The following is a 25,235-nucleotide window of genomic DNA, read 5'->3' as shown; positions in this document are numbered from 1 at the left end:
GCGAAAAGAGCTAAATCATGAGTAACGATATTTTCCCCGTTTCCCCACAAGTCTTGGATGCGGTAGCCCATGGTAACTACCACGATCCTCACTCGGTACTTGGTGCCCACCCACACAACGGGGGCGTCACGATCCGTACTTTCCGCCGTTTGGCCGAGGACGTTACGGTAGTAACCCCAGATGGTAAGTTCCCAGCAAAACACGAGCACGAAGGAATCTGGGTAGCTCATCTACCTGTTCCTCAGGTGCCTGATTACCGTATCCAGGTGACTTACGAAGGGCAGACTAAGACCGTCGACGATCCATACCGCTTCCTCCCCTCGGTGGGCGAAATGGACATGTACCTGATTAATGAAGGCCGCCATGAAGAACTTTGGAAGGTGCTAGGAGCACACCTACGTTCCTACACTGGTCCGCTCGGCGTCGTCCATGGTGCCTCCTTCGCTGTCTGGGCGCCCTCCGCCAGGGCAGTGCGCGTAGTAGGCGACTTCAACTACTGGGACGGTCTGGGAACCACGATGCGTTCCTTGGGTGCTAGTGGCCTATGGGAAATCTTTATTCCAGGCGTTGAGTTGGGCGCCCGCTATAAGTTCGAAATCTGTGCCCAGGATGGTTCTTGGTTCCAGAAGGCCGACCCCATGGCTCGCGCCACCGAAATTCCACCAGCAACTGCTTCAGTAGTCACTAAAGCCCATCACGAATGGAATGATGGCGCTTGGATGGACGAACGAAAGAACACTAATCCGCACAATCGTCCAATGTCGGTTTACGAAGTTCATGTCGGCTCTTGGATTCAGGGGTTGGGCTACCGAGGTCTAGCCAAGGAACTTGTCGCTTACGTGAAGGAAATGGGCTTTACCCACGTCGAATTCATGCCTGTGGCTGAGCACCCATTCGGCGGCTCTTGGGGCTACCAAGTCTCTAGTTACTACGCTCCATCATCTCGTTATGGCACTCCAGACGATTTCAAGTTCTTGGTTGATGCCCTGCATCAAGCCGGTATTGGTGTCATCCTCGACTGGGTACCAGCCCACTTCCCCAAGGATGCTTGGGCGTTGGCAAAGTTCGATGGCACTCCCCTCTATGAAGACCCGAACCCACTGCGTGGCGAACATCCTGACTGGGGTACCTTGGTCTTCAATTTCGGTCGCCCTGAAGTTCGTAACTTCTTGGTAGCAAATGCCTTGTACTGGCTCGAGGAATTCCACATTGATGGTCTACGTGTCGATGCTGTTGCCTCCATGCTTTACCTCGACTACTCGCGTAACGATGGACAATGGCAGCCAAATATTTATGGTGGCCGTGAAAACCTAGAAGCTATCCAGTTCCTGCAAGAAGCAAACGCCACTGCTTATCGTCGTAATCCAGGGATTGTCATGATTGCAGAAGAATCCACTGCTTGGCCAGGGGTTTCTGCTCCGACTGAAGCCGGTGGTTTAGGCTTCGGCATGAAGTGGAATATGGGCTGGATGAACGACACCCTACGCTATTTGGAAGAAGATCCAGTTAACCGCAAGTGGCATCATGGCGAGTTGACTTTCTCCTTGGTATACGCCTTCTCAGAGAACTTCGTCTTACCTATCTCTCATGACGAGGTCGTTCATGGCAAGGGATCCTTGTACCAGAAGATGCCTGGCGACAAGTGGCAGAAACTGGCAGGCTTGCGCCTATTGTTCGCCTACCAGTGGGCTCACCCAGGCAAACAACTCTTGTTCATGGGCCAAGAGCTCGGTGCTACCGGCGAATGGAATCAAGACTGGTCGTTGGATTGGGGCTTGATGGAAGATTCTCAGCACCGCGGGGTTCAGCAAGCACTCCAAAAGATGAACGAATTGTATGCATCTCGCCCTGCCCTTTGGCGTGATACCCATGAGGGATTTGAGTGGATTGATGCATCGGATTCCAATGCAAATCTCATCAGCTTTGTCCGTCGCGGCAGTAATCCTGACGACGTGATGGTTTGTATCTGTAACTTCGCAGGTAACCCCCACGAGGATTACCGCGTTGGTCTTCCTTCCGGAGGTAAGTGGAAGGAAATTCTGAATACCGACAGCGTTGAATTCGGTGGCTCAGGGGTAGGTAACCTAGGAGAAGTTACCGCCGAGGACGTACCTTGGAATGGTCGTTCGCATTCGGTTTCGCTTCGTATTCCACCACTCGGAGCTCTCTGGCTAGAGCCTAAGGGCGAGTAAGTAAACTAATTGTTTAATCGGGGTGACCTCGCTTGGCGAGGTCACCCCGATTAAACAATTCCGTCTGAACTTATTATCTTGTTTTAGCTTCTTTGGCAAGATTGATCTCTCGAATGCAAGTCAACCCAAAAGCTAACTAAAACAGCAAGGAAGCTAGTTTCCTTCTAGTTGGTGCCGTTAGCGGATGGTCATTTCCGTAGACAGTAAAAGCTTCGAGAAGGCGTTTGCGTGCTTCCTCGCTTTGCTCTGACTTAGCCGCCACCTCTGCCAATAGCAGTTCGTAGGCCGTTTCGATGTCTTGCTTTTGGAAGGCTTGATCAGCACGAACCAAGTTATCTTCTTGGAGCTCGTTAGCATTGTTTTCTTGCACTCGAAGTTCCATTTTGGCAGCAGCTAAATGTGCCTTCGCTGGGGCGTCAGTAGGATGATTTACTACTACTCGTTCCCACTCTTGGACGGCCAAGGCCAAATCATTAGCTGCTAATGCCGCTAATGCTGGCTGATAGTATTCGGGAATCTCTGGCTCATTCTGGCCTAATGCCTCTGGTTTTACTTCAAGCCTGCCATTAACCCCAGCCTGCTCGCTGACTTGGAGTAACTGAGCAAGTACTTGATCGATCGTCTGCTTATCCTGCAAACCGCTAAAAAGCGGAATCGGGCGAGAATTTAACAGAGCAAAAACAACCGGAGTTGCCGTGACTTGAAAAGCTTGACTTAACGCTGGGGTCGCTTTCGCCTCAACGAGTGCTAGGAGTGCTCGCCCTTCAAGCGAGGTAACCGACTCTTGCAAGGTAGCAGTGAGCTGATCACTGACGGTGTCATCATGATCCCAAAAGCAAACAACTACTGGGACTTTTCCAGATAGTTCAGCAACTTCTGGCCAATTCTTCTCATCTAAGGCGATAGTCAGAGGAACTCGCTGGGTAGCAGCGGCTACTCCATTGTTCTCAGATGCCGTTGAAACTGAAGAATTCTGCGATTTTGCTAAAGTGCCGAGATCAAAGGCGCCATAGGTTGATGGGATTGAAGGTGATGAATCCTGCATGCTGCTCCTTACTTGATTTCAGGGGTAGGCTCGATGGTGCGTCCGGTGTCAGTCCACGATTTAGTTTCAGCTTGAATTGGCACAGTTTCTGCACCTACTACCTGGATTTTCTGTCCAGAATTCGCCTTTGGCACGACCATGAGAATATTGGCCAAATGCAGCGTGGAGAGCTGTCCGGTGGCAGTTTTTTGATCGCCAAGTAGGAGACCAACAGAGCCAGTTGCCGTGAGAGATGAACCTTCCAAGGTTACTTTGGTAGTCACCCGATATTTGACGGTAGCGCTTACTAGCGCGTCACCATTGCCCGTTTGAATGGCAACGATTGGTTTTTCGGCCACAGCCATATTGCTATTTACTTCAGCGATTTGCTGTACTCGTTCTGTCCACTGCTTGACATAGTCATGGTAGTAGTTGGCAAAAGCATCGTTCTCAAAATCTTTGGTCTCTGCCGCTTCAGGATTATTTAGCACCGAAACATACGCGTTTACTGCATCTCGTGGGCTCAGCACATACCCAGTCGCGGTTTCTGGCAACATTTGTGCCCCGGTCTCAACTCTGGCAGTCGCTGGCAAGGTTACGCCCGGTAGGAGACGCACCCAGTTGCTTAACTTGTACTGGTTAAAGGCATCGTCTTGTAAAAAGACGCTTACTGTTCTTGTTTGAGTACCAGTTTTTTCCGAAATATTGAACATCGCACGAGGCCATGTCTCACCATTGGCAACGGTAACCGCTTGGCTAGTTAAGTTAATTTCTGGAGCAGGAGAACCAGAGGCTTTTGCGACCTCGTATTCCGCGCTACGCATCATCAGGGCAGCCCCAGACAAACGTTCCTTGAGCGGGCCAGCATCATTAGTTTTCGCCGTATCTGCGAGAAGGGTACGTGTCTGTTCAAGAATCCGATCGGCACGGTCCTGATCGAGGTTTGGGTAGCTCTCATTTTGAGGAGCTGTAGGAGTCGGTAGAGTCGCTGCACAGGCACCTAGGCCGAGGGCGCTAAGCGCGATTAGTGCAGAGGAAAGCAACCTTTTAGACATCTTCAGTCCTCCTTGGCTTCGTCTTCGACTTTTCCTTCAGATTCGCCTAGATCAGCGGCAACAGCCTGTTCGTACTTATCATCCCAGTTCTCCTGTTTACGTGAACGCACCCAAGTAGAGAACTTAGATTTAATCTTTCCTGCCAAGTTATCTTGTCCAGCATTAGCTCTAGCTTCACGGATCGCTGCTTGTACTTCAGCTTTTTCCTCTTCCATTTGCTTAGCAGCTTCTTCCTGCTGAACTAAACGCTCGCCAACGCTCTTAACCTTCGCTGGATTCTCAACCGAGGTAAAAGGCTTTACCTCTTGGTCTGCGGGTTCGTTTTGGACCTCTGAAGCGTGAGGCTCGTTCTCGTTATTGACGACCTCGGCTGGAGATTCTAGAAAGGCTTCAGGCTCTTCGTTAGCTGGTTTAGTAACTAGTGCGTTAGTTGCATCGACGACTGGAGAATTTTCTAACTTGTTCTCCGTGGCTGCGCTAGCTTCAGCAGCTTTAATTTCGGCTTCGACCTTTGGATTGATTTCGTCGGCTGGAATTTCAATCTGACCAAGAGAGTCAGTATCGAGTTCACCATCAATGCGTGGAATGGAACCGGTCGAATAGCGAACGCCCTCGACCTCGATCTGGCTAGCTCCAGCGGCACGTGCTTGCCGAAGAGCTCGCCGCGTAGGTACATGGATCTCACCGGTTGCGGCACGAATGGCTCGAACTTCACCAGTTGTCATTTCCGGTTCAACTACAGAATCGCCGTCGACCGCTTCAGATTCCTTGGAAGCTTCAAGCTTTTTCGCGGTCTTATTTTTAGGCTCTAGTACAATCACTCGATCGTCTTGGGTTTCACCTCGGTACCATAGGTATCCCCAAATTAGTGCACCCAAAATAAGCGCCCAAGCTAACCCGAAGAGGAGCCACTGCCAAACTAAGCTAGCCGAATAAGGCCAGGTAATGGTCAACGATGGGCTACCTTGACCATTCGCATTGACGGCCAAAATCGAAGTAGACGCATTCGGATCGGCAATCTCAAGTGAAACTGTCTTATCAGCCGTCTTAGTCTCCAACCACATATCCGAGGCAGGTAGGGTGGCCAGATCCATTGTCTTACCTTCACCTTGAACTGCTTCGTTTTGGGCTGAATCAAGCTGAGTCCAAGAAGAAAGCCCCTTGATCTCTGTTGTCTTTAATGGAGCTAAAGCTGCCACGACATCATAGGATCGACCAACGATCAGAGTAACTGGCACTTCTCCTTCTGAGCTAGCTTTTACTGTGACCGGTCCGTTAAACATCGACAAGACACCGGCTCGGGTGTAAACAGCTTGACTATCGGACGATGCAGGCAAAACCGCTTCGATTTGGGACGAAGGTCGGAAAGCAGTTAATGCCAGGATACTGGTGAGTAATAATGCCAGTCCCACTGCCAACAAAATAATCGGTCCGAGAAGTTTTCTCAGAAGATCGGCCACGTTAGATTCTCCTTGGCTACAGTTATATTCAGTTAAACTCTATTCCCCAATTAGGTAATTAGCCACTGGCATAGGCCCAAACATGACAGTAACCACACGTTTGCACGGAGTAATTTTATTAATTTGCCGTTACCGGTGTGGTTATTTTGAAAATACGGTTACACTATTGGGTAACATGTCAGGTGGAAAAAACTTCATCTTCAAACCCCCTTCGAAGGAGCTAAAACTGTGACTGAGGAACAGGCAGGATTCCCTATCGTCATGCGCGGATACGACCGTGTCGCCGTTGACGCCGAATTAGACGCATTGCGCCAACAACTTACCGCCGAGCACAGCACTCGTGTGAATGCTCAAGCTCGAGTCCAAGATTTGGAAGGCCAGTTGATGGAAGCAACCCGTCAGCTCTCCGAAGTAGAACGTGGCGGTTACAGCGGAATTGGTTCTCGGATTGAACAGCTTTTGCACTCTGCAGAAGAACAATCAGCCGCAGTCCTTACTAAGGCTAACGCTGAAGCTGAAACTTTGTTGGAACGCACCCGTGAAAATACCTCTCGCCTAAGCCAGCGCGCTGAATCGGAAGCAGCCGCGATTTTGTCAGAGGCTCGCCGCGAAGCAGAAGAACGTACTTCCCGCGCCGCCACCGAAGCAGAAACTGTGCTCACCAATGCCCAGCACCGTGCCGACGAACTTGTGGCAGCAGCCGAACGCGAAGCTACTAGCCTTCGTACCGAAGTTAATACTCAGGTAAATGACCTTCGTGCTACCGCTCAGCGTGAAACCGAACTGCAGCGTGCCCAGGCCGAAAAAGACTATGTAGAAACTCGAGTCAAGGCCGAGCAAGAATCCTCCCTGATGCGTTCTGAGGCCTCCCAGGAGGCTCAGTCACTTCGTGAGACTGCGCTAGCTGAAGCCAGTGCTACTCGTGAATCTGCGGCTCGCGAAGCTGAAACTTTGCTTTCTTCTGCTCGTACCGAGGCTGACAGCATCCTGCGTGAAGCTCGTGCCGCGGCAGAAGCCATGCGCGCACAGATTCAGCAGCTTCGTCAAGAAGCAGAAACTGATATTGCAGGCGAACGTGCAAATGCTCGTGAAGCCGACGCACAAGCACACGAACAGGCACGTCATGAAACCGCCACAATGGTAGCAGCTGCCAAGGCTCAGGTGGCTGAAGCTGAAAAGCACTTGGGCGAAACTCTCCAGCGTGCTGAGCGTCTGCTCACCGATACCGATGCAGTCGTACGCCGTCGTCAAGAGGAAGCACGTCGTACCGCTGAAGCCACCTTGGCTGCAGCTGAGTCCGAAGCACAGCAGATCCGTGAAGCCGCTCGTGCTGAAGCTGCCAACGAACGCATCATCGCGCAGCGTACGGTCGAGAAGCTAGAACGTCAGCGTGCAGCTGTCTCGACTTACCTCGAAGAAATGCGTGGCCTTTTGGGCACTGCCCCAGGTTTTCCTGCAGTGTTAGCTGGCGCTGAGCAAGAAGCTCAGGCTGCCATGGCTGCAGAACTTGCCGCTTCGGATGACGAGAACTGACTAGTACCATTCTGAATTTGTTTGGGCCCCAACCAAGTGGTTGGGGCCCAAACAAATTCAGTGCTTATTGAATCTTGGAGTACAGTCTACGTAATTGGCGCGAAACCATTGCTGGTTCTTCCAAAGGCAAAAGATGTCCAGCGCTTTCTATCACTTGAAGCTGCGTATGCAACGCGTTCGCCATATTTTCACTAAGTTCCAACGGGCTCGTAGGATCTTCCATGCCATACATGACCACCGCAGGAATGTTTAACTTAGCTAAATCAGCTTCCCGATTAATCCGTGCAGCCATAGCCCGCTGACACCAAGCAACTCCCTCGGCAGTTAGATTTGAGGTAAGGTCATATAGCATTTGCTCACGTGTCGGATCATTAGCCAAGAAATCCTTGCCAACCAAGTTTTTAGCGCCTTGGCGGAACGGTTCTACCTCGCCGCTAGCGAGTGCCGTTATTGATTTCTCAAGACGCCCTGCTCTAGTCTGAGGATCATCAGCTGCCGCTTTAGTGCCGATTAGGGCAATTGCATGCACAAAGTCAGGATGAGCTAATGCCGCCTCTTGTGCCACGTATCCCCCAAACGAATTTCCGGCAAAGATTGCTCGGTCATACCCCAGAGTTTTCACCAGATTAACTAAATCATCAGCAAAGACGCAAATGTCATGTTCGGGGTACGTACCCGAACCTAATCCTGGATTATCAACCAAGATTGTAGGGATTTCTCCCAATCCATCGCACACCGACAACCACAGGCGATGATCGAAGGGGAATGCTGGAACGAGCACCAAAACTGCGCCTCGTTTAGGATGATTTCCATGAATTTTCCAGCTGATGCTCATCTTGTTATCCCTTCTTTTAAAATTTAGGGGGTAATCCCCGATCCCAACAGTTGCGGTGCCAATGACGCCGCGCGTTCAAACCGTATTCAGTGCCAAAAATGGAGTCGTTCTCCCAAGCTACAACTTGAGCCATTTGTGGAGTAATGGTTTGTCCGCAAGCCGGACAAATATAGTCCTTAGCTCCACGATTTAGGTATTGAACCGAGTATGACCTGCCGTGCGGACCTGTTTGAGTCTGAGGCATCGAACTCAATCGATCAAAAGACAGGGGTACATGTCCTGCCTGATAGTTCCGTTTTTTAGATCGTCTACTCTTAGCCATGTTTGCAAATATAAACTTGCCGAGGACGCCATATGTGGAAGACGTCCTCGGCAAGCAAAAATAATCAGTCTACCAATTCACCACGACGCCAAACTTTTTGACAGTTTAGCTCGTTGTCAGTAACAACTACATCTGCAGACTTTCCGGTAGCGAGTGCACCAACGGTAGTATCGCCGAGAATCTTTGCGCCCTGTTCGGAAGCAATGTAAACGACATCGACCAAAGGCATGCCGAACTCGGTCATTAGCTTCACCTGATCAAGCAGATGTGAAGTGCCACCAGCAATCGAGTCACCTTCAGCCAAACGTGCTACCCCGTCCTTAACGGTCACAGCCTGTGGGCCTAGAACGTAGGAACCATCAGGCATACCAGCAGCAGCCATCGCATCAGTCACCAATACGACGTTGTCACGTCCTACCAGCTCGTAAACGTCGCGAACAATTGAAGGGTTTAGGTGAATCCCATCAGCAATCATTTCGAGCACAACCCCACCGCTCTGAGCATCTGCGAGGCATTCAGCGATTGGGCCTGGATCACGGTGGTGCAAGGGACGCATCCCGTTAAACAGGTGAGTAACGGTAGCCCGAGGGCTTAGTTTGTTCTCAGTTTCGGCTAGCACGCGGCGGGCATCTGCCAAGGCTTCACGAACTGGTGCAGGATCCGAATCGGTATGGCCAAAAGACGGCAAGGCCCCGCCCTTAATTAGAACCGCGCTAACACCTTCATCACCGGTAATATTCGGCTTTTCAGGGGCAATGGTCATGGTCTTCACGTATCCACGACCAGCATCAATCAGTTCTTGAGTCAATGCTGGGTCGGGATCAATGATGTAGCGGGGATCTTGCGCGCCACAACGAGCTTGGGAAACGAAAGGCCCCTCGTAGTGGATACCAGCTAGCTCGCCAGCTTCACAAGCATCAGCCATCAAGGCAGCGCGTTCTTTAAGTACCTCAGGAGCTGCAGTTACACAGGATCCAACCAAAGTGGTGGTACCGTGACGTCGATGCTCCATAATGGCGGTGGTAACGTCCTCGGCGGTCTTGGAATCAGGGAATGAAGCTCCCCCACCACCATGGCAGTGAACATCTACCAGACCTGGCAAAATGTAGCCATCTACCGTTTCTGCCTCTTCCAAGGAAAAGTCTGCTTCCTTAGCCGAGCCAACATAGGTCAATTTGTCGCCTTCAAATGCGACGACACCATCTTCTAGCAGGTCGTCAGCAGTGACAACCTTGCCTCTCAAAATTTGAATTTTATCCATGTGCCCATTATTACACTTTTACGAGCTAGGTTAAAGTCGACTGTCACAGTTGTTTGCAGTTAGAAAAGTTTGCCCTGTGGATCTTCAAAGCCACGTAATTCGTCGTAGTCTACGACGATACACTCGATACCGCGTTCCGCGGCTAAAACTCGAGCCTGGGGTTTGATTATGGGGGCAGCGAAGATCCCTCTTAGTCCTGGCAGCCCTCCGATTTTACTGAGCATTTCAAGGTATCTTGTTAGTTGCTCTACCCCATCGATGCCACCCACTCGCTTTACTTCAACGGCAGCATAATGTCCCTCGGAATCTTGCAGCATAAGATCAACTGGACCGATCGGAGTAGGATACTCACGTCGAATCAGTTTCATGCCCGCACCCAAAGTTTGAGGCTGTGCCGCGAGAAGCTCTTGTAAATGTGCTTCTACCCCATCCTTTGTTAGTCCAGGGTCGACGCCAAGGTCCCACGAATGCTCGGAAACGACCTCGAAAAGTGAAATCTGCAATTGATCATCACTTTTGCTAGCTCTTACGGTCCAAGTCTCAATAATCCCCGCTACCTGCTGTGCCTCATCAGGTTCAGTAATTTTGAGGTTACAAGGTGGGCTCATCCAGTTAAGAGGTTTATATGAACCTCCATCGGAATGAACCAAAACAGAGCCATCGGCCTTTACTAAGAGTAAGCGAGTAGCTCTAGGCAAATGTGCTGTTAAGCGACCGGTATAGTCAACTTGGCAGTCGGCAACAACAATTCGCAAAGTAACTCCTTGTAACTATGGGCAGGTAAAATTTAGCAAAACCTGTTTAGGTTCACGTGAATGAACCCAAGAACAAGGCTTAGGCAAAAAGGTCGGCTTTGGGCGGAGCTGATTCCATCCAAGAGACCAAACCATCATATGAACTATCGTGCATTGCGAAAAAACGGCTGCCGTAACGATCGGTAACCTCGATTTCAACCACTTTTCCACCCTCACGCCAGATGGGCTTTCCTAGGGAGAATCCGCCTCTAACATAAGTGCGACGAGGTTTAAATGAGAGGGACACGGTGCGGTGCCAATCCAGCTGATTCGCCGAATAGACCCCGACACCGCTTGTCCACTCTTCTGAGGTGTTTGGCCGGATCGCGAGTTCAAAAGCACCGACTCGATGGGCGATATGGCGCACTCGATAAATGTAGATTGCACCAAGAATCAGCAATACCACCAAAAGTGATCCGAAGACCAGCCCAGTGATCGCTAACTTTCCCATGATCTTATGCCGCTTTTCCTGATTGACATGCGATCGTTACCAGATCGTCGTCCACCGAAAAAATACCGTCTCCGATTTCAAACATAAGTTCGTCAGTTCCGGTGGTGATCTTGAGAGTTCCCTTACCTAAAACGCCAATTAAGGGTTCGTGACCAGGCAAAATACCAAGCTGGCCGGAGCTAGCAGGCACTACAACTGCCGAGCATTCGCCGTCAAAAAGCGTTTCTGTTCGTGAAACTACCGAAGCATGCATAGACATCTATCAGTCACCTTCTGCCTGCAGGCGTTTCCAGTTACGTTCGAGGTCTTCGATGCCGCCAATATTATAGAATGCCTGTTCAGCCACATGGTCATATTCGCCATCTACAATGCGACGGAAAGCTTCAACTGTTTCGTCCAATGGAACGGTCGAGCCTTCAACACCGGTAAATTTCTCAGCCATGTAGGTATTCTGAGAAAGGAACTGCTCAATGCGGCGAGCGCGAGCAACAGTGACCTTATCTTCTTCAGATAGTTCATCAACACCAAGAATCGCAATAATATCTTGCAATTCCTTGTTCTTCTGAAGGATTGACTTAACTCGGGTTGCAACCGCATAGTGTGTCTCGCCCACATAAGTTGGGTCAAGAATACGAGAGGTTGAAGCCAAAGGATCAACCGCTGGGTAAAGACCACGGGAAGCAATTTCACGGCTAAGTTCAGTCGTGGCATCAAGGTGGGCGAAGGTAGTTGCTGGAGCTGGGTCAGTGTAGTCGTCAGCGGGAACGTAAATAGCCTGCAGCGAGGTAATCGAGTGACCACCAGCAGAGGTAATGCGTTCCTGCAGTAGACCCATTTCATCAGCCAAGTTGGGCTGATAGCCTACAGCTGAAGGCATACGACCTAGAAGCGTCGATACTTCAGAACCTGCCTGAGTGAAGCGGAAGATGTTATCGATGAACAGCAACACGTCTTGATTCTGAACATCGCGGAAGTACTCCGCCATAGTTAGCGCGGTTAAGGCAATGCGAAGGCGGGTGCCCGGCGGTTCGTCCATTTGGCCGAAGACTAGCGCAGTCTTGTCAAACACGCCTGCCTCTTCCATTTCAACAATCAGGTCGTTACCTTCACGCGTACGTTCACCCACACCAGCGAATACCGAAACACCACCGTGGTTTAGGGCTACACGCTGAATCATTTCCTGGATCAGAACGGTCTTGCCAACGCCAGCACCACCGAAGAGGCCGATCTTACCACCCTGAACATAGGGGGTCAGAAGGTCGATGACCTTAATACCGGTCTCGAACATCTTGGTCTTTGATTCTAGTTGATCAAAAGTTGGTGGCTGACGGTGGATTGGCCAGCGTTCGGTAACTTCAAATTTTTCGCCTTCTTTCAGGTTCAAAACGTCACCGGTCACGTTGAACACGTGTCCCTTAGTAATATCACCGACCGGCACGGAAATTGGCGCACCAGTATCGGTGACCAAACCACCACGCACGAGACCATCGGTTGGCTTTAGCGCAATCGCACGAACCATGTTGTCGCCTAGGTACTGGGCAACTTCCATGGTCATGGTTTGTTTGCCTTCGCCTTCACCCTGATCTGATAGATCGATTTCGACGTGCAAGGCATTGTACATCTGTGGGATGTGGTCAGGCGGGAACTCGATATCGACGACAGGGCCAATCACGCTGGCGATGCGGCCTACCCCAGTAGATTTGTTTTCGTTACTCATACTGTTACCTTTTCTTAGGATTGACTTAGTGCGTCGGCACCTGAAACGATCTCGCTGATTTCCTGCGTGATCTCCGCCTGGCGGGCCGTGTTCGCCAAGCGAGTGTAGTTTGTAATAAGTTCTTCGGCGTTATCCGTCGCGGTGTGCATAGCTCGTTGACGAGAAGCTAGTTCCGAAGCAGCAGATTGAAGTAAGGCATTTTCCATTCGAGAAAATACATACAATGGCAATACTGCATTAAGAACTTCATCTGCATTAGGTTCAAACTCGTATAGCGGACGAAGCTTATCAGCGGTGTCTGCAGCGGATTCCTCAGGCACCGCTGAAGGAGCATCTACCACGGTAAGCGGTAGCATCTGACGGTCTTCAACAGTCTGCTTAACCATGTTTTGGAAGCTAGTGAAGACCAAGTGTACTTCGCAGACACCCTCTTGAGGATCTGGATTCAAGAACCGTTCCAAAAGTTCATCTGCCATCTCCGCTACCGTCTTCTTGGTAGGCGAGTCAGATTCACCATCCCAGCTCATTTGAATGGGCACGGAGCGGAATTGGAAATATCCCTTTGCCCGTCGTCCGGAGGTATAAAGTACCGGCTCTTTCCCCTGGTCGCGCAGCTTTTCAAGTAGTGCTTCAGTCTCACGTAAGATCACCGCAGAGTAGGCTCCGGCCATACCACGGTCTGCAGCAATACAAACCACAGCTACCCGATTAGTATCCGTACGAGGACGAGTTAGCGGATGATCGACCTTGGAGTGCAAAGCAACTTGCGCCACTGCCTCGGTAACTGCACGAGAAAAAGGCCCAACTAGAGCTGCTTCTTTTCTAGCCTTACCGATGCGAGAAGCAGCGATAAGTTCCATTGCCCGAAACACTTTTTTGAGTGTCTCGGTGGAACGTATCCGTTGCTTATAAATTCGTTGTTTACCGCCCATGGATCACGCCTTGTTTTGGCCCACAACGATTTCTTCGCGGGTGTTTTCTACCTTAACCTTTTCAGGTTCGGCCTCGGCTTCAGCTTCAGCCCGGAAACGAGACTTGAAGTGCTCAACCGCTTCTGCCAACTTTTCCTCGGTCTCTTTTTCAAGTTTACCGGTATCACGAATCGTATCGAGAATTTCGGTATTTGAACGCAAGTAGTCTAGTAGCTCATGTTCGAACTGTTTAACTTGCTTTACTGGGATTTCGTCAAGGTGACCATTAGTACCTGCCCAAATAGACGCTACTTGGTCCTCGACCTTGTAAGGAGTGTACTGTGGCTGTTTTAGCAGCTCCATAAGGCGTTCACCGCGAGCCAGCTGACGACGCGTAACCGCATCGAGGTCGGAAGCGAACATGGCGAAGGCAGCCATTGAACGATACTGAGCAAGCGTTAGTTTCAAAGTACCGGAGACTTGCTTCATAGCCTTTACCTGAGCGGCACCACCTACACGCGAAACCGAAACACCAACGTCAACTGCCGGGCGCTGATCAGCATTGAACAAATCCGACTGCAAGAAGATCTGGCCGTCAGTAATTGAAATAACGTTTGTTGGAATATAGGCAGATACGTCATTTGCCTTAGTCTCGATAATAGGTAGACCAGTCATGGAACCGCCACCTAGCTCATCACTGAGTTTGGCACAACGTTCGAGCAGACGAGAGTGTAAGTAGAAAACGTCGCCTGGGTAAGCTTCACGGCCCGGTGGACGACGAAGCAAAAGCGAAACTGCACGGTATGCTTCAGCCTGCTTAGACAAGTCATCAAACACAATCAGCACATGTTTGCCGCCATACATCCAGTGCTGACCAATAGCTGAGCCGGTATAAGGAGCTAGATATTTGAAGCCGGCAGGATCAGAAGCCGGAGAAGCAACGATCGTGGTGTATTCCATTGCACCAGCTTCTTCCAAAGCTCCGCGAACAGAGGCAATCGTTGAGCCCTTTTGACCAATAGCTACATAGATGCAGCGTACCTGCTTGCTCGGATCGCCACTCTTCCAGTTTTCACGCTGGTTCAAAATAGTGTCGATAGCGATTGCAGTTTTACCGGTCTGACGGTCGCCAATGATCAACTGACGTTGTCCACGACCGATAGGAATCATGGTGTCAATCGCCTTCAAACCAGTTTGCAAAGGCTCATGAACCGATTTACGTGCCATTACACCTGGCGCTTGTAGTTCAAGCGCACGACGGCCTTCAAGATCGGTAATTTCGCCAAGACCGTCGATAGGACGACCTAGCGGATCAACTACACGACCGAGGTAGCCGTCACCAACAGGCACGGAAAGAACTTCTCCAGTGCGGTAAACGCGCTGTCCTTCTTCCAAGTTGGTGAAGTCACCAAGCACTACCACGCCAATTGAATTGACGTTAAGGTTCATGGCTAGACCAAGCGTGCCATCTTCAAAGCGTAGAAGCTCATTGGCCATGGTGCCAGGCAAACCTTCAACTTCAGCGATGCCGTCTGCTGCCAAAGTAATATGACCGACCTCTTGCGTCGCTGCATGAGATGGCTCGTAGCTATCTACAAAACTATCTAGTGCAGCCCGAATCTCTTCTGGGCTAATGTTCAAATCCGTCATTTATCTGATCCTTATTATCGACAATTTCAAACACCCATACGCTGACGCACGTCGGAGAGTTCTGCCTTAATTGTTCCATCGATGGAATCGTTTCCTACTCGGATTCGCAAACCACCGATTAATGATGGGTCTACCGAGACGTTAAGGGTAACGTTTCCGTATTTCTTATTTAGAGCAACTGCTAGACGCTGCTTTTGAAGATCGCTTAGCGGTGTTGCTGAAGCAACTCGAACCAAGCGGGCACCACGCTCATGAGCCATGAGTGAGGCAAGTTGGTCCACGTCTGCAAGTAAGGACGGGGATAAGGGCACTGCAAGCAGCCTGTTAAAAAGTCGAAGAGTTTGCTCGCTAAGTTGATTCGAAAGCAACTTATCAACCAATTGCTCTAGAGGAACCCTTGAATCTAGCTCAATACCCGTTAAGAGCATCCGGAACTGACGATTTTGCCGTAACAGATTACGCAAAGCCCCCAGCTCATTTTGCATATATTCAAGCTTTCCCTGAGCTCGAGCTTGTTTGACGACAGCCAAATAACCTAAGTGATTAACAGCCGAGACAAAATCTTCACCCTGAGCCCATCGACGTTGGGTAGCTGCTGAAAGAATGGCAAACAAGATCGGATTCTGATCTTTAGATACCAATCGATCGAGCAATGCGTCTTTGTCAGCTGCGTCACGAGACTGGTCGAGTAAAGCACGACTTAAAGAAGGTGACTGTACGACGGCATCAGCAAATTCAAATAGCTGTTGACTAATTCGTTCACCTTCATCGGCATTATCAATCAGTAGCTGGGTTAGTACTTCCGACACTTCCTCGTAGCTACGCTTGCTGACTGTCCTCATTATGCCTCCTGCTTAGCCATCTCATTTTCAAGATCATTCATGAAACGATCGATTACTCGATCGGTCAAGGCTTGATCCGAGAGGTGTTCACCGATAAGTTTTTCGGCAAGTTCGGTAGCAAGTGATCCAACGTCTTGGCGTAGAGCAACTTGAGCACTTTGCCGTTCCGCGGAGATCTGAGCTTTAGCATTTTCATAGAGACGTGCTGCTTCAAGGCTAGCATCGTTCTTTGCCTGAGCGACAATGCGTCGTGCCTGCTCGGTAGCCTCTTCACGAATCTTCGCTGCCTCATCAAGGGCTTTTTGACGTTCTTGGTCTGCGTCGTGCTTTGCCCGAGACAAGGCTACTTCTGCTGCCTTAGCGTTTTCAATCCCAGCTTCGATTGTTTCTGTGCGTTCGTCTAGAACCTTGTTAAAACGAGGTAGAACATAAAGCAGAAACACGGCCGCTACAAGAGCAAACGCGATTGTTCCCCACACCAAGTCATAAAGGTGCGGCAACATCGGGTTATGATCCGCAGCAGCGGGAATAACCAATGTTCGAAGAATCATTTGAACATCAAACCAGCAACAAGACCCATCAAGCCTAGAGCTTCAACGAAGGCGATAGCCAAAATCATGTTGATGAATAGGGTGTTCTTTACTTCCGGCTGACGAGCAACAGATTCCTGAGTCTTGGCGACCAAAAGTCCAATGCCGATTGCAGGGCCGAGAGTCGCAAGGCCGTAGCCAATAGTTGCGATGTTACCTGTCATTTTTGTTCCTCCTGAGAGATGGTTTTGCTTTTTTCAGCACGATCAGTGTTCACTGACCGAAAGTTGGATGTAGACAGCTGTGAGTAGAGAGAACACGAATGCCTGTACTACAGCTACCAAGATTTCGAGTAAGACAACCAGAATCGAAGCGCCAAAGGTAAGTACCGATACACCCTTTAGCAGCCCGCTGGCATAGAACAACAAGTAATGAGTCCCGAAGAAAGTCAAAGCGAGAAGAATGTGACCAGCAATCATATTGGCCAACAAACGAATCACCAGAGTCGCTGGACGGACTACGAAAGTAGAAAAAGCTTCTACTGGAGTGAGCAAGAAATAAATTGGCCAAGGAACACCTGGTGGGAATAACTGATTCTTAAAAAAGTGCCCAAAGCCTTGTGCTCGAATGCCTGCCCCAACGAATAAAACGTAAGCGAAAACCGCAAATACGATTGGGACACCTACTACTGATGAACCTGCAATATGCAATAGAGGTACAATACCGGTCAAATTCAAGGCTAGGATGCCGAAGAAAATCACAGTAAGTGCTGGTGTATAGCGTCTTGCTAATACAGGGGATTCAATTACTGCTTCAGCTACGTTAACTCTAACTACTTGTAGTGCCATTTCCAAGGCACCTTGGAATCGTCCAGGGACAAGCTTTACCCGACTGGCGCCGATTCCAAACAATAGACAAATGAAAACCACTGCAACCATCCGCACCAACATGATGCGGTTGAATTCAAACGGAGTTCCCTCAAATAGGAAAGGCTCTGGAAAAAAATCTTCCATGCCCGGAAGTTCGGGAGCTTCAAGTGGAATCATTCTATTAATCGACGCATTGAGTGTATTTAGAACCAACAGCAGTCCCTTTCTCATTTTCGTCGTAACTGTATTATTCCCAATGTTACCCTAAGGCCAATATTGGACAAAATTGGAAATTGCGCACTGTCTCACACTTTTTTCTAACTCAGGCTGCCCAAAATAAGTCCTTATTTTTCAAAAGATAAAAAGTCTCAATAATAAGATCAGCAATAATCATTAGAGAGAGTAGAAAAACTGCTGGTTTCACGCTTTCTTGTCCTAGCGTTGTTGCCCACCAGACTAAGGCAAACCATGAAACCATTTTTAAAAAGTAAAACGCAAATATAACGCCCATGAAACTTTGCGAATCTACTTTGAGAAGATAATAGATTTGTCCCAAAAAGGCCAGCAATAGCATTCCAAGGGCAAGTGCACTTAAAAGAATGATCGTTAGATCCCCATTTCCCAATGACCAATACGTAGCCGCACTAAGAATGTTTACGACAAGCCAAGACAGAATCAGAAATTTAACTAACTTTTTTAGGCGATGATTTTTAATCGAATCAGCTTTCATGTTTCCACGCATGTTTGACTTTTTCGCGCCACTGCGGAATAAACCCCACAGTCGCAACACTCGCGATTATCAATAATGGGATCAATACCAGCCAAATTGCATAGATGTCTAAAAATAGAGCCGAGGCCATCGATAAAGCAATCACTGCCGACCAGAGGTATAGCAGCAGTACAGTACGCCGGTGAGAGTGACCTAAACGAAGCAAACGGTGATGAAGATGCATCTTGTCGGGATGGAATGGCGACTTGCCGTTACCTACTCTTCGTACGACCGCCATTACCATATCCAGCATAGGCAAAAATATCACAGCAAAGGGCATCGCCAGAGGAAGTAGCGCCCAAAGCTGAGAATGAGATTCCAGAGCTGAAGGATCGAGCTGACCGCTGACAATTACTACAACGGAAGATATGAGCAGTCCTAACACCATAGCTCCCGAATCACCCATGAAAATAGTGGCTGGGTGAAAATTGTAAAGCAAAAAACCGGCGCAAATTCCAACCAGCACGACACAGGCTAATGAGGCTAATGAAGCATACGAAGCAGCATTCATCACTCGAGATAGAAAGTAACTATAAACAAAAAACGCAGCAGCTCCGATAGCCAAAATACCAGCAGCTAACCCATCAAGACCATCAACAAAATTTACCGCGTTGACCGTGCCTAGAATAATCAAGCAAGTAGCTAGGACTGAAATAGAATGCGATCCTAGGATTCCCCCAAATATAGGGAAGGTAAGTAGCACTACCCCATTCCAAACCATTACGACTACAATCAAGGCTTGAGCCGAGAATTTCAGCAACCAGCCTAGATCCCAACGATCATCTGCGGCGCCTAGCAAACACATTGCGACGGCACCCCAAATCAAAGGCCATGCCTGTGAATCAGCAAAAATATCAGCAAAATAAGGCATTTTGGCAGCAATTAACATGGATATTACGAATCCGGCAGTCATTGCAATGCCACCAAATCTTGGAGTTGGCACAGTGTGAACATCGCGTTCTCGAACCGGCAAAAAGATTCCTTCAACTAGAGCGATTTGTCGAACTACAGGCGTAAGAATAGCTGTAGCGGCAACTGCCACCAACAGAATCAATGCATATAGTTTCAAGTAAGGCCCCTAGTGAAGTGCTACCCCAATCTCCGATAACGATTTTCGTACTCGTTCAACTGGAATAGCGCCCTCGCGAACAATACGAGGATGATCATCAGTAATATCCACCATAGTAGAGGCAATACCGCATGGTGACAAGCCACCATCAACATAAGCACTTACTTTGGAACCAAAATACTTTTGAGCTTGGAAGCAAGAAATCGAGGGCTCGGACGCCGTGGTATTCGCGCTAGTTAGCGCCAACGGACCTGTAATTCGAAGCAACTCTAGCAGCTCGTCGTCCTGCGGAACCCGCAAAGCTACCGTTCCTTTAAGATCACCTAAGTCTAATTTCGCCTCAGGGTTATCACGAACAATAATGCTTAAGGCACCAGGCCAAAAATCTTTTGCCAGTTTTTCTAAAATTGGTGAAGAACTTGCCACTAAAGGCAAAGCAGATTCGAGACTATCAACCACGACGGGTGGAGGCATCTGACGTCCTCGGCCCTTCGCTGCTCGGAGACGATCGACTGCAGCAGGATCCAAAGCATTAGCCCCAATGCCGTAGATCGTGTCTGTAGGAACAACAATCAAACCGCCAGACTTAACAATTTGAGCAATTCGTTCACGTTGCGTATCTGTCAACGGAGTTCGTAAATAAAGCAGTTCATTCACACCTTCATTTTGGCATAAAACACACAAAAAGGTGACTTGAAACTATTAGTTATGACTTATTACATTTTGCATATAAAAAGCGATCACGCCCGTTGAGATCAGGTAAAGTTTCAATCTCTGAAAATGAATGCTTTGAAGCTTCATGCCTAGTAGCTTCCCCTTGGGTGTCATCATGCTCCATTAACAACAATCCATCCACTACTAAGAGTTCAGCGGCTAAGGCAATTACTTGGGCAGGTAACTCCATCCCTTGCTCTCCCCCACCGAATAAGGCTAAATGAGGATCATGCATCAAAACGTTTTGTGGCAAATCTACGTTCGGTGGAATATAAGGTGGATTAGAGACAATCAAATCTACACTTTTAGCCTCAAAACCTGGTACGCCGTATCTTATGTCCGCTTCCAATACTGTAATTTCAACATGATTACGAGCCGCATTTTCAACTGTTGCGGCTATCGCCTCAGGAGATTTTTCGACAGCAAAGATTTTAAAAGTAGCATTCGGGAAAAGTTCAGGCAGTTCTTTTGCCAACGAAATAGCGATTACTCCAGAACCACTACATAAATCCAAGACAATAATCGGTTTATCGGCTGCCCTTTGTGCTTTTCTTAGTTGAACAGTAGCAGCAAACTTTCGTATCGCATTTTCAACTAGAAGTTCAGTCTCGGGACGAGGAATAAACACATTTGGAAAAATCTTCACGTCAAGCTGACGAAAAGTAGTCGACCCGATCACCCTTTGAAATACTTCTCCAGCGAGCAGCTGAGAAACCGCGGATTCAAGTTGTTTTGAAGCGGCGACAGTTAACTCATTAGGAAGCTGCCACCAGCTTTTGCCTCCCATAGACCACTCAATAAGCCATTTTACATGCTGAGCAGTGGCATTCCCATAAATTGGTAGGAGCGCAGTATGGAGCCATTTTCTCCACTCAAGAAGTAATAAATTAGTTGGAACTGGCTGCATTTGCGAGTCGTTCTGCCTCGTCTTTTTCCATGGCGGAATCAATAATTGGCCCTAAAGCACCATTCATTACTTGATCCAAGTTATACGCCTTATAACCAGTACGATGATCAGAAATACGATTTTCTGGAAAATTGTAGGTACGAATTCGTTCCGATCGATCTACCGTCCGAACTTGAGAATGCCGCATATCAGCTTCTTCGGCTGCTCGTTGGGCTTGTGCCTCCGCTAGGAGTCGTGAACGCAAAACACGCATCGCAGCTTCTTTATTTTGTAACTGCGACTTCTCATCTTGCATAGATACTACGATTCCAGACGGCAAGTGAGTAATACGTACCGCAGAGTCCGTGGTATTAACACTTTGCCCACCTGGACCTGATGAACGGAAGACATCGATCTTCAGGTCATTAGGATCGATTACGATTTCGTCATCACTTTCAACTTCTGGCATGACGAGGACGCCAGCTGCCGAAGTGTGGATACGACCTTGGGATTCTGTCACCGGTACTCGCTGTACCCGGTGGACGCCACCTTCAAACTTAAGATGTGCCCACACACCCTCTTCCGGTGCTGGATTACCCTTCGCCTTAAAAGCAAGTTGGGCGTCTTTAATACCACCCAAGTCAGAGTCAGTAGTAGACAAGACTTGCACAGTCCAGCCTTTGGTCTCCGCGTATCGGGTATACATCCTCAACAGATCGCCGGCAAATAGGGCAGATTCATCGCCACCTTCCCCAGCTTTAATTTCCATAATGACGTCTCGAGCATCATCAGGATCTCTTGGGGCCAACACCTTTAATAGTGCTTGCTTAGCCTCTTCAAGTTGACTCTCAAGCTGAGGTAACTCTGCGGCATAATCATCATCAATCTCAGCAAGTTCGGCAGCAGTTTTAAAGTCGCCCTCGGCACCTTCATAGCGCTTAACTGCAGCGGCAATCCGGCCGAGTTCGGCATATCGACGACCAAGTTTTCGCGCTAAACCCTGATCTTCGTGGACCTTAGGATCAGAAAGTTGTTTTTCCACCTCTAAGTATTCATCTAGAAGAGGTTTAACAGCGGCGAATTGGTTGTCCATATTGAGGGCTCCGATTGATTTGTCAGTAATTTTGAACAGAAGATATAACTAAGCGCCGGCGGAAATATACGCCGGCGCTTAGCAAAAAGACTACTTCTTGCGCTTACCGTAGCGAGCTTCGAAGCGAGCCACACGACCACCAGTGTCCATAATCTTCTGCTTGCCAGTGTAGAACGGGTGGCAGGCAGAGCAGACGTCTACGCGCATCTGACCGGAGGTCAAGGTAGAACGAGTATCGAACTCGTTGCCACAAGTACAAGTTACGTGAGTAGGCACGTACTCTGGGTGGATACCCTTTTTCATTTTATCTCCTTAAGGAATTCGAGGATGCCGGGTCCAAAACCAGTGAGGTCTCGGTGAACCGGAAACACAAAAAATCATTATTCCATAAAAATGGAACAGAAACCAAGCAACGATTATTAACAACTATGTGATATTACGCGCATTGGAAGAAACAACAATGCTATCCTAGTTCCGATGTTTGCCTTATCTTTTTTCCAGTTACTATTTTGGCTGTTCGCTCCTGGACTAGTATTAGCTCTATTCCTCAGGTTGCCAGCGAAGCTTGTTTACCCATTTATCTTACCGGGATCAGTTGCCAGCCTAGCGTTAGTCGCTATTGCGAGTACCTTCATTCCAGGACTTTATCGCCCATATATCATTCCATTTGCGTTAGTTCCGGTTTGGGTAATCGCATACTTTTTGGGTCTTTGGCAAGCATCTCAAAATAAGTTTACTTTTACCAGCTATCATTTTTCTGATTTACTTCAGTTCAAGACACTTAATGTCCTAGTAGCCGCGCTTAGCGGTGCGATCTTATTCGGTCGAGTTTTCTATCGCTCAATTAGTCCGGTTTCTATAACCCCTTCACTCTGGGATCTACAATTCCATAACAATCTAACTCGTTATATCGCAGAAACCGGTGATGCTTCTCCCCTCACGGTCGCCTCATTTGCCACCGGTAGTCCACGAGCAATTAACGGTTTTTACCCAAATGGTTTGGCGTTTGTCAGCGCCTTATTAGGTAAAAATAACGTGATGTTAGCGGTAAACCTGACCGAGACGATAATGGTTGCCGCCTTTGGCGCTGGCTTAGTCCTGTTAGCGGCACGAATGTTTCAAAGCTCTCCTCTGATTCCATGGCTTATGGTTGTTACCATGCCATTTTTCCTTACCTTTGCGGCAAAGCTACACGCCACAGGAGGTCGCTGGGCCTATGGCTTCGGATTTGCGCTCACCCCATGGGTATTCTTGCTCTTTTTTAACACTTGGGAATGGCTGAACGAAAAACGCAATGCCAGCACTTTCTTAACCTCAACTATTACCACGCTAGCAGCAGTTCTAGCGTTAGCTTTAGGGCATGCGGCAGCACTTTATCTCATTGGCTTTTTCGTCATTCCATGGACCCTCTCATTGGTTTGGCAACAAAGAAAAGACCTCACCGGTATGGCCTACGCCGGTGTTACCGTACTTTTCAGTTCTCTCATAACCGTGGGACTCTTAGTGTATGGCTTGAGAAATGTTGGCGCGATTAAGTACCCTCAGTTGTCGTTAGCTAGACGCGCGCTTTGGGAAGGCTTTTCAGCCGGCGAAATGTCTCGTTGGTACTCTGGAGCACCTGAAATTGGCTCTAAAGTAGTCTTGGTGTTAGTGGTACTTTCATTAATAGCACTTGCATTCAACGGTCCACGATGGCTGATCTTTAGCTACCTACTAGCAGTCGCCTTCTATTTCGCTGCGGTTTACATCGAAGTACCTTACTATTTCTTGCTTCATCCGCTCTACAATGATCGCACCAGGACTGCCTCCTTGCTATCACTAGCAGGTCCCCTACTTATCGTGGGTGGGATTAACGCTTGGAGCCAAATCATTTCTAGCTTGGTCAAGTCTGATTCAGAAAAACCTGCACATGCGATTTCTCCTCTGCTTATTATCTCCTCGATTCTATGCGTTGTTTCAGCGGGAGCTTTATATACCGAACACCCAGATCTTCGAAATAAAGAGCGATTCGATATCGTTCATAATGCAGCTCGAGTCGAAAATGCCAATTTGGTAAATGAACCAGAGGTCGAGCTATGGAAAAAGTTCGCTCAGGAGCACCCTCACGCCGGCCTGATTGGGCATCCTTCCACCGGTAGCCCATTAATCTACGCTGCTACCGGTCTAAAGGTATTCCCACGTTACACCTCACTGGTTTTAAATCACGATGAGCTTGAGTTGCTCCGCCACATTGGAGACCGACCACTTGCTCCTAAATATTGCGAGTTAGCGAAAAAACTAGGGGTAGAGTACATCTATGCTGATTCGGAGAAATACCGTGGTGGAAATACTGGAAATAAGAGTGAATACACCAGTCTTGATGCTCTGCTAGAAAACCCCGATCAGATGAGCGTCGTTGAATCAGGAGATGGAGTGACAATCTACCATCTAGATCAATGCTCGAAATAAACTAGGCTAACGATTCAAGTTTGAACGCATTCATCGTTGTCCGGCAAAGACTAAGCAATGATATGGCAACTTAATTGTCGAGCTAGTAGGAATTCCCAGATGGTCTTCTAAATACCATTTCAAGTTCTGCTGCATTTTTTGTTGGTTAGCACTCGTCGACTTCAGATAAGATGACCGAGTCCTGCCTAGAGTCATTACTTGCTCAAAGGTCAATTCTTGCGTAAAAGGAATGGCATGCCCGAGGACGGGAGAAAACTCTTCACCTAATGCTGGAGGTTTTGACAGTTTATGAACATCTCCAGAACGCATGATCCTAGTCAGACGCTTCACCCACGGAATAGAAACATCAAGCTGATTAAACACGACTAAGATAGTGCCGCTAGGTTGTAGATAAGACCTAATCTTCTCAACGGTAATCTGGGGATTACACCAATGCCAAGATTGACTAAAAATTATCTGGGAAAACGAAGCCTGGGGGAAATTTGAATCTTCCAAGGTAGTAGGAACAATGGTTAGTTGTTCACCAGCTAGCGTCGCAAGCTTACTACGCATCGGAGCAGATGGCTCAAGGGCCGTAACTTTAGAAAAAGTCAGGAGATCCTTTGTTAAGCGTCCGGTTCCGGCTCCGACTTCCAGTATTTCTCCTGGTAGATATTCTGCTTGCGCAGCAATTAGGGTTATAAGTTCATCTGGGTAGTTAGGACGTACTTGATTGTATTCCTCTGTAGCCAGTAAATATGGATTATTTAGCTTAGACTCTTTCATCGCAAAGAATAAATTGGTGGGCCCGCAATCTGCGGGCCCACCAAC

Annotated in this window: 25 protein-coding genes; 3 read left to right on the top strand and 22 right to left on the bottom strand. The window is 48.6% G+C overall.

What is annotated here, in order from left to right:
• The first annotated feature begins 17 nt into the window (after positions 1 to 17).
• Positions 18 to 2,192: a 1,4-alpha-glucan branching protein GlgB gene (glgB, locus tag BK816_RS03735; RefSeq protein ID WP_071163984.1), complete on the top strand. Its 2,175-nt coding sequence runs from the start codon at positions 18 to 20 to the stop codon at positions 2,190 to 2,192.
• 136 nt (positions 2,193 to 2,328) lie between these two features.
• Here glgB and BK816_RS03730 read toward each other — a convergent pair whose 3' ends face one another.
• The 3 genes from BK816_RS03730 to BK816_RS03720 are packed head-to-tail and all read right to left on the bottom strand — an operon-like array spanning position 2,329 to position 5,731.
• Entirely contained in the window at positions 2,329 to 3,237 is a 909-nt protein-coding gene (locus BK816_RS03730) for a co-chaperone YbbN (protein ID WP_071163983.1), read from the bottom strand.
• Positions 3,238 to 3,245: 8 nt separating this feature from the next.
• Positions 3,246 to 4,271 carry a DUF8094 domain-containing protein gene (locus BK816_RS03725; protein ID WP_071163982.1) on the bottom strand — a complete coding sequence of 342 codons (1,026 nt, stop codon included), beginning with the start codon at positions 4,269 to 4,271 and terminating at the stop codon, positions 3,246 to 3,248.
• Positions 4,272 to 4,273: 2 nt separating this feature from the next.
• Positions 4,274 to 5,731, bottom strand: a complete 1,458-nt coding sequence (locus BK816_RS03720) for a hypothetical protein (RefSeq protein ID WP_071163981.1) — start codon at positions 5,729 to 5,731, stop codon at positions 4,274 to 4,276.
• Between the two features lie 228 nt (positions 5,732 to 5,959).
• On the opposite strand from BK816_RS03720, the gene BK816_RS03715 reads away from it, so the two are divergent.
• Positions 5,960 to 7,264: a coiled-coil domain-containing protein gene (locus BK816_RS03715; protein WP_071163980.1), complete on the top strand. Its 1,305-nt coding sequence runs from the start codon at positions 5,960 to 5,962 to the stop codon at positions 7,262 to 7,264.
• 64 nt (positions 7,265 to 7,328) lie between these two features.
• Here the strand turns inward: BK816_RS03715 and BK816_RS03710 are convergent, their stop codons facing one another.
• The 18 genes from BK816_RS03710 to rpmE all read right to left on the bottom strand — a co-directional run bounded on the left by BK816_RS03710 (position 7,329) and on the right by rpmE (position 22,280).
• The gene (locus BK816_RS03710) at positions 7,329 to 8,099 is read right to left on the bottom strand and encodes an alpha/beta fold hydrolase (RefSeq protein ID WP_071163979.1); all 771 of its coding nucleotides are present in this window, start codon (positions 8,097 to 8,099) and stop codon (positions 7,329 to 7,331) included.
• 386 nt (positions 8,100 to 8,485) lie between these two features.
• Positions 8,486 to 9,682: an N-acetylglucosamine-6-phosphate deacetylase gene (locus BK816_RS03705; RefSeq protein ID WP_071163978.1), complete on the bottom strand. Its 1,197-nt coding sequence runs from the start codon at positions 9,680 to 9,682 to the stop codon at positions 8,486 to 8,488.
• Between the two features lie 59 nt (positions 9,683 to 9,741).
• Positions 9,742 to 10,437, bottom strand: a complete 696-nt coding sequence (gene nucS, locus BK816_RS03700; protein ID WP_071163977.1) for an endonuclease NucS — start codon at positions 10,435 to 10,437, stop codon at positions 9,742 to 9,744.
• A 79-nt stretch (positions 10,438 to 10,516) separates the two neighbouring features.
• Positions 10,517 to 10,927 (bottom strand): DUF2550 family protein, encoded by a 411-nt coding sequence (locus tag BK816_RS03695; RefSeq protein WP_071163976.1) that lies wholly within the window; start codon positions 10,925 to 10,927, stop codon positions 10,517 to 10,519.
• Between the two features lie 4 nt (positions 10,928 to 10,931).
• The gene (locus BK816_RS03690; protein WP_071163975.1) at positions 10,932 to 11,186 is read right to left on the bottom strand and encodes a F0F1 ATP synthase subunit delta/epsilon; all 255 of its coding nucleotides are present in this window, start codon (positions 11,184 to 11,186) and stop codon (positions 10,932 to 10,934) included.
• Positions 11,187 to 11,189: 3 nt separating this feature from the next.
• Positions 11,190 to 12,644: a F0F1 ATP synthase subunit beta gene (gene atpD, locus BK816_RS03685; RefSeq protein WP_071163974.1), complete on the bottom strand. Its 1,455-nt coding sequence runs from the start codon at positions 12,642 to 12,644 to the stop codon at positions 11,190 to 11,192.
• 14 nt (positions 12,645 to 12,658) lie between these two features.
• Positions 12,659 to 13,576, bottom strand: a complete 918-nt coding sequence (locus BK816_RS03680) for a F0F1 ATP synthase subunit gamma (RefSeq protein ID WP_071163973.1) — start codon at positions 13,574 to 13,576, stop codon at positions 12,659 to 12,661.
• Positions 13,577 to 13,579: 3 nt separating this feature from the next.
• Positions 13,580 to 15,205: a F0F1 ATP synthase subunit alpha gene (atpA, locus tag BK816_RS03675; protein ID WP_071163972.1), complete on the bottom strand. Its 1,626-nt coding sequence runs from the start codon at positions 15,203 to 15,205 to the stop codon at positions 13,580 to 13,582.
• Between the two features lie 26 nt (positions 15,206 to 15,231).
• The gene (atpH, locus tag BK816_RS03670) at positions 15,232 to 16,047 is read right to left on the bottom strand and encodes an ATP synthase F1 subunit delta (protein WP_071163971.1); all 816 of its coding nucleotides are present in this window, start codon (positions 16,045 to 16,047) and stop codon (positions 15,232 to 15,234) included.
• Complete coding sequence (locus BK816_RS03665) at positions 16,047 to 16,598, bottom strand: F0F1 ATP synthase subunit B (RefSeq protein WP_071163970.1); 552 nt, start codon at positions 16,596 to 16,598, stop codon at positions 16,047 to 16,049. The genes atpH and BK816_RS03665 overlap by 1 nt, the downstream gene beginning before the upstream one ends.
• Positions 16,595 to 16,801 (bottom strand): ATP synthase F0 subunit C, encoded by a 207-nt coding sequence (gene atpE / locus BK816_RS03660; RefSeq protein ID WP_071163969.1) that lies wholly within the window; start codon positions 16,799 to 16,801, stop codon positions 16,595 to 16,597. Before atpE ends, BK816_RS03665 begins: the two co-directional genes overlap by 4 nt.
• Before the next feature lie 42 nt (positions 16,802 to 16,843).
• A complete protein-coding gene (gene atpB / locus BK816_RS03655) occupies positions 16,844 to 17,623 on the bottom strand; it encodes a F0F1 ATP synthase subunit A (protein ID WP_071163968.1) in 780 nt (259 codons plus the stop codon).
• A gap of 145 nt (positions 17,624 to 17,768) precedes the next feature.
• Positions 17,769 to 18,176: a hypothetical protein gene (locus BK816_RS03650; protein ID WP_071163967.1), complete on the bottom strand. Its 408-nt coding sequence runs from the start codon at positions 18,174 to 18,176 to the stop codon at positions 17,769 to 17,771.
• Entirely contained in the window at positions 18,166 to 19,284 is a 1,119-nt protein-coding gene (locus BK816_RS03645) for a glycosyltransferase family 4 protein (protein ID WP_071163966.1), read from the bottom strand. The genes BK816_RS03650 and BK816_RS03645 overlap by 11 nt, the downstream gene beginning before the upstream one ends.
• 9 nt (positions 19,285 to 19,293) lie before the next feature.
• A complete protein-coding gene (locus BK816_RS03640) occupies positions 19,294 to 19,941 on the bottom strand; it encodes an L-threonylcarbamoyladenylate synthase (protein WP_071163965.1) in 648 nt (215 codons plus the stop codon).
• 49 nt (positions 19,942 to 19,990) lie between these two features.
• Positions 19,991 to 20,905 carry a peptide chain release factor N(5)-glutamine methyltransferase gene (gene prmC, locus BK816_RS03635; protein WP_083379051.1) on the bottom strand — a complete coding sequence of 305 codons (915 nt, stop codon included), beginning with the start codon at positions 20,903 to 20,905 and terminating at the stop codon, positions 19,991 to 19,993.
• Complete coding sequence (gene prfA / locus BK816_RS03630; protein WP_071163963.1) at positions 20,886 to 21,977, bottom strand: peptide chain release factor 1; 1,092 nt, start codon at positions 21,975 to 21,977, stop codon at positions 20,886 to 20,888. Before prfA ends, prmC begins: the two co-directional genes overlap by 20 nt.
• Positions 21,978 to 22,067: 90 nt before the next feature.
• Positions 22,068 to 22,280: a 50S ribosomal protein L31 gene (rpmE, locus tag BK816_RS03625; RefSeq protein WP_071163962.1), complete on the bottom strand. Its 213-nt coding sequence runs from the start codon at positions 22,278 to 22,280 to the stop codon at positions 22,068 to 22,070.
• Between the two features lie 174 nt (positions 22,281 to 22,454).
• Here rpmE and BK816_RS03620 point away from each other — a divergent pair, with 174 nt between their 5' ends.
• Positions 22,455 to 24,425, top strand: coding sequence for a DUF6541 family protein (locus tag BK816_RS03620; RefSeq protein WP_071163961.1), 1,971 nt, complete (start codon positions 22,455 to 22,457; stop codon positions 24,423 to 24,425).
• A gap of 30 nt (positions 24,426 to 24,455) precedes the next feature.
• On the opposite strand, the gene BK816_RS03615 is transcribed toward BK816_RS03620, so the two are convergent.
• Positions 24,456 to 25,190 (bottom strand): class I SAM-dependent methyltransferase, encoded by a 735-nt coding sequence (locus BK816_RS03615; RefSeq protein ID WP_071163960.1) that lies wholly within the window; start codon positions 25,188 to 25,190, stop codon positions 24,456 to 24,458.
• Between the last annotated feature and the right edge of the window lie 45 nt (positions 25,191 to 25,235).

The sequence above is a fragment of the Boudabousia tangfeifanii genome, from assembly GCF_001856685.1.
Lineage (GTDB): Bacteria > Actinomycetota > Actinomycetes > Actinomycetales > Actinomycetaceae > Boudabousia > Boudabousia tangfeifanii.
The sequence above is the reverse complement of the archived record's forward strand: the minus strand, read 5'-3'. Positions and strand labels throughout refer to the sequence as shown.

Excerpts from the sequence above, each read along its gene's own strand:
- atpD (WP_071163974.1), bottom strand. The coding sequence starts at position 12,644 with ATGAGTAACGAAAACAAATCTACTGGGGTAGGCCGCATCGCCAGCGTG.
- BK816_RS03730 (WP_071163983.1), bottom strand. The coding sequence starts at position 3,237 with ATGCAGGATTCATCACCTTCAATCCCATCAACCTATGGCGCCTTTGAT.
- BK816_RS03710 (WP_071163979.1), bottom strand. The coding sequence starts at position 8,099 with ATGAGCATCAGCTGGAAAATTCATGGAAATCATCCTAAACGAGGCGCA.
- glgB (WP_071163984.1), top strand. The coding sequence starts at position 18 with ATGAGTAACGATATTTTCCCCGTTTCCCCACAAGTCTTGGATGCGGTA.
- BK816_RS03680 (WP_071163973.1), bottom strand. The coding sequence starts at position 13,576 with ATGGGCGGTAAACAACGAATTTATAAGCAACGGATACGTTCCACCGAG.
- BK816_RS03615 (WP_071163960.1), bottom strand. The coding sequence starts at position 25,190 with ATGAAAGAGTCTAAGCTAAATAATCCATATTTACTGGCTACAGAGGAA.
- prmC (WP_083379051.1), bottom strand. The coding sequence starts at position 20,905 with ATGCAGCCAGTTCCAACTAATTTATTACTTCTTGAGTGGAGAAAATGG.
- BK816_RS03705 (WP_071163978.1), bottom strand. The coding sequence starts at position 9,682 with ATGGATAAAATTCAAATTTTGAGAGGCAAGGTTGTCACTGCTGACGAC.
- BK816_RS03650 (WP_071163967.1), bottom strand. The coding sequence starts at position 18,176 with ATGAAAGCTGATTCGATTAAAAATCATCGCCTAAAAAAGTTAGTTAAA.
- BK816_RS03620 (WP_071163961.1), top strand. The coding sequence starts at position 22,455 with ATGTTTGCCTTATCTTTTTTCCAGTTACTATTTTGGCTGTTCGCTCCT.
- rpmE (WP_071163962.1), bottom strand. The coding sequence starts at position 22,280 with ATGAAAAAGGGTATCCACCCAGAGTACGTGCCTACTCACGTAACTTGT.
- atpA (WP_071163972.1), bottom strand. The coding sequence starts at position 15,205 with ATGACGGATTTGAACATTAGCCCAGAAGAGATTCGGGCTGCACTAGAT.
- atpH (WP_071163971.1), bottom strand. The coding sequence starts at position 16,047 with ATGAGGACAGTCAGCAAGCGTAGCTACGAGGAAGTGTCGGAAGTACTA.
- atpB (WP_071163968.1), bottom strand. The coding sequence starts at position 17,623 with ATGATTCCACTTGAAGCTCCCGAACTTCCGGGCATGGAAGATTTTTTT.
- BK816_RS03695 (WP_071163976.1), bottom strand. The coding sequence starts at position 10,927 with ATGGGAAAGTTAGCGATCACTGGGCTGGTCTTCGGATCACTTTTGGTG.
- prfA (WP_071163963.1), bottom strand. The coding sequence starts at position 21,977 with ATGGACAACCAATTCGCCGCTGTTAAACCTCTTCTAGATGAATACTTA.
- BK816_RS03690 (WP_071163975.1), bottom strand. The coding sequence starts at position 11,186 with ATGTCTATGCATGCTTCGGTAGTTTCACGAACAGAAACGCTTTTTGAC.
- BK816_RS03665 (WP_071163970.1), bottom strand. The coding sequence starts at position 16,598 with ATGATTCTTCGAACATTGGTTATTCCCGCTGCTGCGGATCATAACCCG.
- BK816_RS03725 (WP_071163982.1), bottom strand. The coding sequence starts at position 4,271 with ATGTCTAAAAGGTTGCTTTCCTCTGCACTAATCGCGCTTAGCGCCCTC.
- atpE (WP_071163969.1), bottom strand. The coding sequence starts at position 16,801 with ATGACAGGTAACATCGCAACTATTGGCTACGGCCTTGCGACTCTCGGC.